The sequence below is a fragment of the Flavihumibacter cheonanensis genome (assembly GCF_022352215.1).
Taxonomy (GTDB): domain Bacteria; phylum Bacteroidota; class Bacteroidia; order Chitinophagales; family Chitinophagaceae; genus Flavihumibacter; species Flavihumibacter cheonanensis.
Window position 1 is genome coordinate 17,358 of the sequence record NZ_JAKRWF010000006.1, and the last position, 12,000, is coordinate 29,357.

The 12,000-nt window shown below is 43.5% G+C and carries 12 protein-coding genes; 11 read left to right on the forward strand and 1 reads right to left on the reverse strand.

Annotation, left to right across the window (positions count from 1 at the left end; genetic code table 11):
• Window positions 1-21: 21 nt before the first annotated feature.
• Window positions 22-738, reverse strand: a complete 717-nt coding sequence (locus MD536_RS19900; protein ID WP_239603352.1) for a DUF4290 domain-containing protein — start codon at window positions 736-738, stop codon at window positions 22-24.
• Between the two features lie 82 nt (window positions 739-820).
• Here MD536_RS19900 and MD536_RS19905 point away from each other — a divergent pair, with 82 nt between their 5' ends.
• From MD536_RS19905 to MD536_RS19955, 11 genes are all read left to right on the forward strand, one after another.
• On the forward strand, window positions 821-1,939 hold the full coding sequence (locus MD536_RS19905) for a glycosyltransferase (protein ID WP_239603355.1): 1,119 nt from the start codon (window positions 821-823) through the stop codon (window positions 1,937-1,939).
• Window positions 1,940-1,972: 33 nt separating this feature from the next.
• Window positions 1,973-2,323 carry a gliding motility protein GldC gene (gene gldC / locus MD536_RS19910; RefSeq protein ID WP_234868545.1) on the forward strand — a complete coding sequence of 117 codons (351 nt, stop codon included), beginning with the start codon at window positions 1,973-1,975 and terminating at the stop codon, window positions 2,321-2,323.
• 98 nt (window positions 2,324-2,421) lie between these two features.
• Entirely contained in the window at window positions 2,422-2,871 is a 450-nt protein-coding gene (locus tag MD536_RS19915) for a GatB/YqeY domain-containing protein (protein WP_239603358.1), read from the forward strand.
• Between the two features lie 46 nt (window positions 2,872-2,917).
• Window positions 2,918-3,469, forward strand: coding sequence for a CvpA family protein (locus MD536_RS19920; RefSeq protein WP_239603359.1), 552 nt, complete (start codon window positions 2,918-2,920; stop codon window positions 3,467-3,469).
• A gap of 88 nt (window positions 3,470-3,557) precedes the next feature.
• Entirely contained in the window at window positions 3,558-4,334 is a 777-nt protein-coding gene (locus MD536_RS19925) for an alpha/beta fold hydrolase (RefSeq protein WP_234868550.1), read from the forward strand.
• A 29-nt stretch (window positions 4,335-4,363) separates the two neighbouring features.
• Window positions 4,364-5,026, forward strand: coding sequence for a CBS domain-containing protein (locus MD536_RS19930; protein ID WP_239603373.1), 663 nt, complete (start codon window positions 4,364-4,366; stop codon window positions 5,024-5,026).
• A 104-nt stretch (window positions 5,027-5,130) separates the two neighbouring features.
• Window positions 5,131-6,582, forward strand: a complete 1,452-nt coding sequence (locus tag MD536_RS19935) for a POTRA domain-containing protein (protein WP_239603377.1) — start codon at window positions 5,131-5,133, stop codon at window positions 6,580-6,582.
• Between the two features lie 32 nt (window positions 6,583-6,614).
• Entirely contained in the window at window positions 6,615-7,496 is an 882-nt protein-coding gene (locus tag MD536_RS19940; RefSeq protein WP_239603380.1) for an NAD kinase, read from the forward strand.
• A gap of 46 nt (window positions 7,497-7,542) precedes the next feature.
• Window positions 7,543-8,397: a type IX secretion system protein PorG gene (gene porG, locus MD536_RS19945; RefSeq protein ID WP_239603382.1), complete on the forward strand. Its 855-nt coding sequence runs from the start codon at window positions 7,543-7,545 to the stop codon at window positions 8,395-8,397.
• A gap of 64 nt (window positions 8,398-8,461) precedes the next feature.
• Window positions 8,462-9,217, forward strand: a complete 756-nt coding sequence (uppS, locus tag MD536_RS19950; RefSeq protein WP_239603384.1) for an undecaprenyl pyrophosphate synthase — start codon at window positions 8,462-8,464, stop codon at window positions 9,215-9,217.
• A 54-nt stretch (window positions 9,218-9,271) separates the two neighbouring features.
• Entirely contained in the window at window positions 9,272-11,998 is a 2,727-nt protein-coding gene (locus MD536_RS19955) for a BamA/OMP85 family outer membrane protein (RefSeq protein ID WP_239603386.1), read from the forward strand.
• Window positions 11,999-12,000: the final 2 nt, after the last annotated feature.

Below are 12,000 nucleotides of genomic sequence, written 5' to 3' on the forward strand. Positions count from 1 at the left end.
TAATGTGTAATGATTGGACAGTTATTTAAACCGCTTCTTGAACTTTTGACCGCGGTTGCCGCCGTTGCGGTTGTCGCCGCCGCCACCACCCCGCGAATCACGTTGTTCATTCCGGCCCTGGTTTCCGCCACCCCGCTGCTGGAACTTCTGAGGCCGTTTGCCTCCTCCGCCCCGATAATCACGCTGACCTTCATTGGCACGGTAAGCTTTCACAAAGGGTGTATTGGTGAATTCCAATTGGCCTCCTGTGATTGAGCTCAATTCACTTTGAATGGCATCGTCGTGCACATTTTCCTTATGCCAGTTGCTGTAAGCCAGCTTCATATAATAAGCAATAGCATTGGCGAATCCCTGTCTTTTTTCCGGATTTTCCTCCGCAAGCGCTTTTTGAATTACTACCTCTATGTTTTTTCCAATATGCGAATAGCGGGGGTATCCTTTGGGATAACGAAGTGGAGATGGCTTTGCTTTCAGTGTTTCTTTGGTTGGAATGGGGTAGGGAGATTCCACTTCCAGTTTAAAGTCAGATATAAGAAACAAGTGATCCCACAGCTTATGACGGAAATCTTCTACGTTCTTAAGATGAGGGTTTAAAAAGCCCATCAGTTCGATCACCGCCTTGGCATTCTTCTGTCTTTTTTCTGTGTCTTCCAGCGACATCAGGTATTCAATCATGTTTTGAATATGCCTTCCATACTCGCGCATCACAAGGTGATTTCTGGTAGTGTTGTATTCCATTCAGTCAAATTGTCGTATTGCAAATGTAAGTCTTGAGATTCAGGAAAATGAAGCAATTTGCAGCGTTTCTTTAAATATGAGCATGAAATCCATAGCCTGTTTTATTGATCCCCTTGTTTCTGCCAGTCCGGACACTGCGGAAGCCGCATTCCAGGAAGCCCTGCCTTCACTTATTAGCAGGCTGCCGGAATACCGTTTTATCCTGTTAAGCAGCTTTCCGGATTTAACCTGGGAAGAAAACCTTGGTGGCCAGGTGGAACTCGTTCAGCTTCCCCTACCTAAAATTTTCCTGGCGAGTTATGAAACCAGGTTGAAAAAAGGGCTGAAAACCTGGATAGATCAGTATCAGCCTTCGGTTTTTATCAGCTTTGATAAAGAAGCGGTGGTTGAGGGTGCTCGAAATACCCTGTTATTTGGTACGGCATCTCATCTCCTTGTTGATTCGAAGGGAAAAAGAATGACAAAAACACCGGCAAAATTACCGGCCTGGACCGGCGCCAGCATTATTTGCCTTCCGTTTACTTCAGATAAAGAGCAGGTCCTTCAGGTTTTTCCGACTATTGAAAACCAGCTAAAAGTACAATATCCGGCCCTTCAGCCTGATTGTCAGTCTATTTCATGGTCAGAGCAGGAAACTATTAAAATAAGGCATTCCGGGGGACGGGATTATTTTCTCTATGTAGGACCGCTACATGCCGGCAATCAAATCATAGAGTTGTTGAAATCCTATTCCCTGTTGAAAAAATGGCTGATGACCGGTATGCCGTTGATACTGGCCGGGCCGGCTACTGAAGAAACTTCACAGTTGGAAAGCCTTCTTAAGACTTACAAATACCGGGCAGACATAACCCTTTTGCCAGACCTGGATCCGGTTGAATTAGGTCCGCTTTTGGCAGGTGCTTACTTGATGGCCTATCCTTACCGGGAGGGCACTGCAACCTGGCCGCTGGAATGGGCAATGAGTGCAGGAACGCCATTGATTACGACCAGTCATCCGGATACGAAAGAAATTTGTGGGGAGGGAGCCTGGTATGCTGCGTCCGGCGATCTGGATGCATGGGCGCATCAGATGATGTTGCTGTATAAAGACGAACATCAACGCAGCCGGCTTATTGAAAAAGAGCAACAGCAGCACATAATCCTGAATCAGTCGCTCACACTAGACCAGTACACCCTTTTTATCCGTCAGCTTTCTGCCTGATTAATCCTAGTTTTGCAGCCATAAACAGCTTATATGCAGCAATCTACAATTACTATTGATGTTCAACTGGATCCCGATAAAGTTCCCGCTCAGATCAGCTGGAGTGCTACTGCAAGTACTGCCGAAGAAGCTCAAAAAGCAAAAGCAATGATGCTCGCTTTCTGGGATGGTGCAGAAAAAACCGCTCTCCGTATTGATTTATGGACCAAGGATATGATGGTAGATGAAATGGCTGATTTTTTCTACCAGACCTTGTTGACAATGGCTGATACCTATCAGCGGGCCACCCGCAACGAAGAACAGGTAAATGATCTGCGAAATTTCGCAAAGGATTTTTATAAAAAATTCCAGGAGCAACAAATGAAGGAAAACCAATTGAAGTGAGAAGTATGAAGTTTGAAGTATGAATTCACTGCTTCCCTCTTCCATTTTTCCTTCCTCCTTTCCTCCATTCTTCCATTCCTCCTCTTAAATTCCATACCATGACATTAGAAGAAAAAATAATGGCCGAAATGAAAGAGGCCATGAAAGCAAAAAACGAAGCTGCGTTAAGAGGCCTGCGCGCCATCAAAGCTGAAATTATCAAAGCCAAAACTGAACCTGGGGCGAATGGTCAGCTTTCTGAGGAAGGTGCTGCCAAAATGTTGCAAAAAATGGTAAAGCAGCGTCGGGATTCCCTGGAAATATTCAGACAACAAAACCGGGAAGACCTGGCTGCTAAAGAACAGGAAGAAATTGCTGTAATTGAACAGTTTCTTCCAAAACAATTGACCGAAGACGAACTCCGGGAAGCGTTGAAAGCCATTATTGCCGAAGCAGGGGCCAGTTCGGTTGCGGATCTGGGTAAGGTAATGGGATTGGCAACTAAAAAGCTGGCCGGACAGGCGGATGGTAAAGCTATTTCTGCGCTTGTTAAATCACTTTTGTCATAATCATCAATTACCCGTCGGGTAACCGACAGGTAATAAATCTGCTGGTTTGATAGATATAGTAACATTATTGGTGTTGGCGCTGGCTGTATTCAAAGGAATCCGCAACGGATTGGTGATGGCTGTTTTTTCATGTATTGCCCTGTTTCTTGGCGTATTGGCAGCATTGAAACTATCTGCCACAACCGCAATTTGGTTGGAAGATACTGTCCAGGTTTCCGCCCGTTGGCTGCCCTTATTGTCTTTTCTGTTGGTTTTTATTGTTGTAGTGCTCCTCATAAACATGATTGGGAAACTGTTGGAAAAAACAACCGAATGGGCTTTCTTAGGCTGGGTAAACAAGGCAGCAGGAATCGTTTTTTATGCAGTCATCTACCTGCTGATATGGTCTTTGTTTATTTTTTACCTGGATAAATTATCACTGATCAGTCAGGAAGCAATGGAATCTTCTGTTACTTATCCTATAATTGCACCGTGGGGTCCTGATGCAGTTGACTGGATAGCCTCAGTAATTCCGGTTTTTAAGGATATTATGACTGAGATAGGTGGATTCCTGGAACGATTTTCCGAAGAAAAAAATCCATCTATACGTACTGTTTAGCAACCTGGATGCAGATGTCGCTACTAGTAATTATTGAGCTAAATGGACTATTTTAGCAATTCATTGGAAGTATTATTTTTACGAAGAGATGCAATACGAGATCAAACAGCTGGATAAATTCAAGTACATCGAAGAAGGGGAAGGAGAACCTTTGGTCCTGCTCCATGGTCTTTTTGGGGCCCTGAGCAATTTCAGAGACCTGATCGAATACTTTCGAAATCACTATAAAGTAGTGGTTCCCATGCTGCCATTGTTTGAACTCGACATCCTGCATACTTCTGTTGGAGGTCTGCAGAAATTTGTTTACAAATTCATCGAAGCTAAAGATTACCGGAATATCCATTTACTTGGAAACTCACTCGGTGGGCATGTAGGCCTCGTTCACGTTTTAAAGCATCCGGAAAGAATTCGTAGCCTGATCCTGACCGGTAGCTCAGGTCTATTTGAGAATGGAATGGGGGATACTTATCCCAAACGCGGCGACTACGAATACATCAAGAAAAAAACAGAAGTCACGTTTTATGACCCCAAAATGGCTACCAAAGAGTTGGTGGATGAAGTTTATGAAATCACTACCAGTCGCCTGAAAGTCATAAAGATCATCGCCCTTGCAAAAAGCGCAATCCGCAACAATCTAGGTGAAGAACTTAGTCAGATTCAGCAACCAACCCTCCTGGTTTGGGGAAATAATGACACCATTACACCTCCCTTTGTTGGAAGAGAGTTTAATAGATTGATTCCCAATAGCGAACTGCACTTTATTGATAAATGCGGACATGCGCCAATGATGGAGCGTCCCGAAGAATTCAACAAAATTCTTCATAAATTTTTGACGAAACTCAATGAGCCGGCAGCGGTTGCCTGAGAATTGTCGTCTATACATAAACGAAATAAGTGATCAATAAGGACCTGATATCGGTTTCACTCCCTGTATTGTCTGTAAAAGACCCGATTTACAGGGCTATGCAGTTGATGGATGACTGCAATGTGATCCATTTGCCACTTGTTGAAGAAGACATTTTTCTGGGGCTTATTGCTGAATCGGACTTACTTAACAGTGAAGACGACAGTAAAACACTCGAAACCATCAGCGGTGCTATTTCCAGAGTGAGGGTGAGTCCGAACGGACATTTTACGGAGGCGGTTCAGCTGGCAAACGAATATGGGTTGGCAGTAGTACCAGTTACGGAAACCAATTTTGAGTGGGTGGGGGCCATCGCGGCAGCCGATCTGCTTAAATTTACCGGCCATATGATAGGAGCCGATGAACCAGGAGGTATCATAGTCCTGGAAATGGATAAAAGAAATTTCGCCTTCTCTGAAATCTACAAATTGGTAGAAACAAACGATGCCCAAATCACCCAGCTGAACACTTACTTTGACAACAACCTGGGCGTTTTATATGTTACACTTAAATTGAATAAGTTCGAATTATCTGACATTGTTGCCACTTTTCAGCGCTATGAATACCAGGTTCGGTACTATTTCGGAGAAGAAATGTATGAAAATGAACTTAGAAACAACTACGACCATCTCATGAATTACCTTAATCTGTAAAAAAAATCAAATTTGATTTCCAGTTTTGGCTGAATCCTGTATTTTCATAGGTACCGTGCATGAAAGGAATGAATATTGTGTGGAAATATAGAATCTGTCTGTTAATGCTCTTCTGCTGTTTTGGAAGAGGCCTGTTTGCACAAACAAGTTTGCCGATTACCGATGAAGCTAAAACAGCGCCTGGCTTAAGCCCGCCGGGGGCAATGCCCGTTGAAAGCCCTCCTCAAAGAAGGTTATTCATGATTGATAAAATTTATATCAACGGGAACAAAAAAACCAAGGACTACATTATCAAAAGAGAGCTCCCTTTCAAAGAAGGTGATTCGGTCGCCCTCAATCAACTGGTTGCCCAATTCCGGCTGGGGAAACAGCAATTGGTGAATACACGCTTGTTTAATGATGTAGTAATTTCACTTCGGAGTTTCAGGGGCTACCTCGTTGATGTAGAAATTGATGTGAAAGAACGATGGTATATTTTTCCCATTCCTTACCTGAAACCAATTGACCGGAATTTGCAAACCTGGGCAGATAAGGGGTACAGCCTGGACCGGATTAATTACGGTGCTAAGCTCAATTATTATAATACTACGGGAAGAAACGATGTTTTGAAAGTTTGGTTGATTACCGGCTACTCACGGCAGGTCCAGGTTTCTTACAACCAGCCATTTATGGATGGATCTCTGAAAAGCGGTTATGGCATCAACTTCAACTATTCTGCAATGAAGGAGGTGAATCCTCGTACCGTGAATAACAAACAGTTTTTTTTAAGGGCGGATTCTCTTCCAAAAGCCGGACGGTTCCTGGAAGAAACCATGACCGGCTCTGTTCAATGGAATTACAGACCCGGACTTAAAACCCGCCACGTAATAAGAGCTGGATTTGGGATGAGTAAAATTGATAGTGCGGTTTGGAATGTGAATAACAATTACATCAGTAAATCCGGCAGAACCCAGGTAGTTTACCCCGAGATAAGTTATACCATGAACTTTCTGGATGTGGATTATGCACCTTATCCTCTGAGAGGTTTCATGGCTGAGACTCAATTGATCCGTCGTGGTTTCGGATCAGATGTAGGCATGTGGCAGTTGAATGTGAAGGCTACAAAAGCCTGGGAGATCGGGGCAAAAGGATCTTTCTCAACCCAACTGACAAGTACGGTGCGGCTTCCTTTCAAACAGCCTTTTAGCCAGCACCGACTGATGGGATATGGAGACTTTTACCTGCGGGGAATGGAAAAATATGTGATTGATGGTGTGTTGGGTGGGATGACCAGGAATACGCTTCGTCGGGAAATTCTAAATTTTTCAGTTCCCCTTCCGATCCGCAGCCAGAGTCATGACCGGGTACCTTTCAGAATCTATGCAAAAACCTATGCCGACCTGGGTTACTCCTATTCAAAGTATTTCCGGGAAAATTCACTAAATAATAAATTGCTCACAACAGCCGGCTTCGGAATTGATGTTGTTTCACTGTACGATGTCGTATTGCGCTTTGAATACAGCTTCAATCAACTAGGGCAAAACGGCTTCTTTTTTCACGTCCGGAATGATTTTTAATGCCCTATCTTTCCGGTGGCTAAAACAGATACATGAAAGTGGCGATTTACAGCCGGGTAATCGACCAGGATGATTATTCGGAAATACAGAACTTATTCGATGAACTCAATAGCCTGCAGATAGAGCCGGTTATTTACCAGGCATTTTTTGAACAGATAGCCCCGGTTGTGCGCTTCCACCTCGATAAACTTACCACCTTCAGCAGTTCCGAAGACCTCGATGAGTCTATTGAATTTGTTATCAGTTTAGGTGGAGATGGAACCCTGCTTGATACGGTAACCCTGGTTCGAAATAAAAAAATCCCAATCCTTGGAATTAATTTTGGCCGACTTGGATTTCTGGCAAGCATAGGCAAAGAAGAACTTAAAACTGCTGTTGCTTCCATGGTAAACCGACAGTTTGTAATCGATCGTCGCTCTCTGATCCACCTGGATGCGGATAAGTTGCTGTTCGGCGAAACGCCTTACGCACTAAATGAGTTTGCTATCCATAAAACGGATATCTCTCCGATGATTAAGATTCACACCTATCTGAACGGCGAATTCTTAAACACTTACTGGTCGGATGGCCTCATCGTCAGTACACCTACCGGATCAACTGGCTATTCCCTCAGTTGCGGTGGACCGATTGTATTTCCGGATTCCGGAAGTTTTGTAATAACCCCGGTAGCCCCTCATAACCTGAATGTTCGGCCTTTGATAGTACCGGATGATAACATTATATCCTTTGAAGTTGAATCCCGTTCGGATAATTTTATCTGTGCACTGGACAGTCGCCGCGAAATTGTTAGCAAAAACATACAATTAGCCGTAAAACGAGAGAAATTTGACGTAAGTATTGTACGTCTCAATGAAAATAATTTCCTTAGCACTTTAAGGAACAAACTTTCATGGGGGTTGGATACACGTAATTAGCATTTCCTTTATCTGCTCCTGATTTGATTATACGTTATATTGCAATATGAAGAAACTGATTCTGCCGGTATTGGCAGTACTTACCATGCATTCCGCTGTCCGGGCTCAGATGGAATCTGTAACCCAGGAAGGTGAGATTGGTGTATCTATAGGTGGCGCCCACTATTTTGGCGACCTCAATACAGCTGCCAAGGTGAACAGGGCCAAACTCGCATTTGGTGTATTTTTCCGCAAACAGTTTGGCAACTATATAGCGGTTCGTGTAGGAGGGCAGTTTGCCCAGCTGGGTTATGCCGATAAATATTATGCTGATAATGAATTTCAGCGTCGAAGAAACCTAAGCTTTAACAGTAATGTCTGGGAACTTGCCTTACAGGGCGATTTTAATTTCTTTAAATACGTTCCAGGTTCTTATGATTATCGGTTTACTCCCTATGTAACCATTGGGGCAAGTATATTCAGTTATGATCCCTATGCCTATCTGGGTGGACAAAAATATTTTCTTCGGCCACTGGGTACTGAAGGACAGGGTTCCGCTGCTTATCCCGACCGGAAACCCTACAGCAGCATGGCTTTTGCTATTCCCTTTGGGGTAGGGGTTAAATATTCGCTTAATGAGCGAATAAATGTTGGATTTGAAGTACTACATCGCTTTACCAATACGGATTACCTGGATGATGTCAGCACGACCTATGTTGGAGCAGATAAATTTCCACCCCTTCCGGATGGAACTTCCACTCCGGGTTTTTTGCTTCAGGACAGAAGTTATGAAGTAGGAGAAATCATTGGGATTGAAGGTCGCCAGCGGGGTTATGCAGGACAAAAAGACCAATTTATTACCGCCCAATTCACCATTAGTTTCAACCTGACCAGTTATCGCTGTCCAACCGCAAAACTGTAGGTCAAATCCTGTTCTGCGTCGGGTTGATCAATTTCCGTACCTTCGCAGCCTGAAATTTGTTTATATGAGTTCGCTAGAGGCGAAAATTGACCGGCAAAAGCTCCCCCGTCACATAGCCATCATCATGGATGGAAATGGTCGTTGGGCCCAGGAAAAGGGTCACGACCGCCTTTACGGTCATTTTCATGGTGTTGAAAGTGTAAGAGATATTGTAGAAGGTTGCGCTGAACTGGGAGTTGGGTATCTTACCTTATACGCATTTAGTACAGAAAACTGGGATCGGCCGGCTAATGAAGTGAACGGTTTGATGGAGTTGCTGGTTGACACGATCCGCAAAGAAGTGGAAACCCTTAACCGCAATAATATAAGGCTGCATGTAATCGGAGATACCGCCATGTTGCCCGAATATGCGCAGCAGGAATTACGGGAGGCACTGGATATGACGGCTGCGAATACCGGCCTCGGGCTGGTTATGGCGCTTAGCTACAGCAGCCGGTGGGAGATGGTGGAAGCTGTAAAAAAAATTGCAGTAGATGTGCAGCAAGGGCTCTTACAACCTACTGATATTGACCAGTCTATATTATCAAAGTACTTGTGCACCAGTGAGTTCCCTGATCCTGAATTGATGATTCGGACCAGTGGAGAATACAGGATCAGCAATTTCCTCCTGTATCAGCTGGCCTATGCCGAACTTTATTTTACCAATGTCAGATGGCCTGATTTTCGAAAAGAAAACTTATATGAAGCAATTCTGGATTACCAGCAAAGAGAAAGACGTTTCGGAAAAACCAGCGCCCAGGTTCAGGAAGCACCCCTTTAACAAAGCTTTTTTAAACAATCCTCTTAATTTGCCTACTTTATTAAAACCAACTGGATGCACTTACGAATAGTCGTTGTTGCTTTACTGCTTATGTTGATTGGACGAAATGCGATGGCGCAGCAACCCGATACTACCCGACCCACTGCAATTGATCCAGAATTGGAGGAATTAGCAAACACCAAAAGTCCCAAAGAATATATTATTGCGGGCATCACTGTTACTGGTACTAAATACCGCGATGAAGCCCTTCTTTTATCCATATCCGGATTATCTGTCGGAGATCGTGTAGTCATCCCCGGTAGTGACAATATTAGTAAGGCTATACTTAACCTCTGGAAACAGAATTTGTTCTCCGATGTAGAAATTTATTACACAAAAGTTGAAGGACGTAATCTTTATATTGAAATAAATGTTACAGAAAGACCCAGTCTTTCAAATTTTTATTTCAAAGGGGTGAAAAAATCGGAACAGGAAGATCTTTCAGGCAAAACAGGTCTTGTAAAGGGACGCGTTATTACCGAAAACATGAAAAAAACAGCTGTTGAAAATATCATCAAGTATTATGTTGAAAAAGGATTTCAGGGAGCAAAAGTTAGAATTGAAGAAACTCCCGATCCTGCTTTTGTCAATACCCAGCAGTTGACCTTTCGTATTGAAAAGGGAAATAAGGTACGCATTAACCAGGTGAGCTTTTTTGGCAATGAAGAAGTAAATGAACTCCGCCTGAAGAAAAAAATGAAGGGTACCAAGGAAACAACCCGACTGACTCTTTATCCTAAAGTTGATTCAAGTAGTTACGGTGTTCAGAAACCGGTTTCTTTTAAGGAATACGTAAAAGACTTAGGGTTTTTATCAGTAACTAAAACGGGTAATTTTCTCGATCCTTACTTCCGCTTTAAATTATTCAGCTCTGCCAAATACAATGAGACGAAATACCTGGAAGACAAGGAGAAAATTCTGGAGTATTACAACTCTTTGGGTTTTAGAGATGCCGCGATCATAGAAGATACGATGTATTACACCAAAAAAGGCAACCTGAACATCGACTTGAAAGTTGATGAAGGAAGGCGTTACTATTTTGGGAATATCGCCTGGAGAGGAAACACACAATATTCCGATTCCATCCTCAATGTGTTATTAGGAATTAAGAAGGGAGATATCTACAACCTGGAAACACTGAATAGCAAACTGGGAAAACAAATGTCTCCGGAAGGTGGTGATATCAGCGGACTGTATATGGACGATGGATACCTGTTTTTCCAGGTAGATCCTATTGAAACAGCCGTATATAATGACACCATCGATTTCGAAATCCGGATGAGAGAAGGCCCGCAAGCTACCATCAAGAATGTGAACATTGCAGGAAACGATAAAACCAAGGAGCATGTGGTTCGTCGTGAAATCAGAACAGTTCCGGGTGATAAATTTAGTCGGGCTGCCCTGATCCGTTCCAACCGTGAAATTGCCAACCTGGGTTTCTTCAACCAGGAAAAAATTGATATTAACCCGGTACCCAATCCGGATGATGGTACAGTGGATATTAATTATAAGGTAGAAGAAAAATCCAACGACCAGCTGGAATTATCTGCGGGCTGGGGTGGTAATATCGGTTTGACAGGTACACTGGGTGTTACCTTCAACAACTTCTCCATCAAAAATATTTTCAATAAAAAATCCTGGGATCCCCTGCCATCTGGCGATGGGCAAAAGCTAAGTCTCCGATTACAGAGTAACGGACGCCAGTTTCGTTCGTATAATTTCAGCTTTACGGAACCCTGGCTGGGCGGTAAAAGAAGAAACTCCTTTACGGTAAGTTTTTATAGTACCCGCTTTGCCAATTCTTTTAATCCCTTTAACGGTCTGTTTGATAGAAGAGCAGGTGACACATCTTATTTAAGAACGCTGGGTGTTTCTATTGCACTTGGAAAACAGTTGCGTTGGCCGGATGACTTCTTTACACTGGTTTACTCATTGAACTTCACACAATACAAGCTTAGAAATTATCCAAATCTATTCCCGGGTTTGAATAATACTACAGCTCATAACCTGAGTTTAAAACTTGCATTAAGCAGGTCTTCCATCGATCAGCCGATCTTCCCCAAGAGCGGTTCCAATTTCATGGCAAGTGTACAGGCAACACCGCCCTATTCGCTTATTGATCCGGGGCGTGTAAAATCTGCAAACCCGTATGAATTGCCGGAGTTCCATAAATGGCGCTTTACGGGTGAATGGTATGTGCCTATCGGAAGACCGATGGGTGCGGACAAGAGCCGTCAATTTGTATTGAAGGCAGCAGCTAAATACGGCTTTATGGGCCGATACAATTCCAAACTGGATTATTCTCCGTTTGAGCGCTTCCAGGTGGGTGATGCGGGCCTAACCAATAACTTCGGTTTGCTTGGATATGATATCATCGCACACAGAGGTTATCCGGTTTATGATAATTCGGATCCAACCGTTAACCCGGATCGCTCGTCTGCCAGTCAGTTTTTTACGATTTTCAACAAATACACGCTGGAACTGCGTTATCCGTTTTCAACCAACCCGAACAGCACTATTTTTGGATTGGCATTTTTTGAAGCAGCAAACGGATGGTATAACTATAAGGATTATAACCCTTTCCAGCTCAGACGAAGTGCAGGTGTGGGCATGCGGTTTTTCCTGCCTATGTTTGGATTGCTTGGATTTGACTATGGTGTAGGATTTGATCGGTTAACGCCCAATGGCAAACTCCGCGACGCGGCCAGGTTTACCTTTATGCTTGGTTTCGAGCCGGAATAATT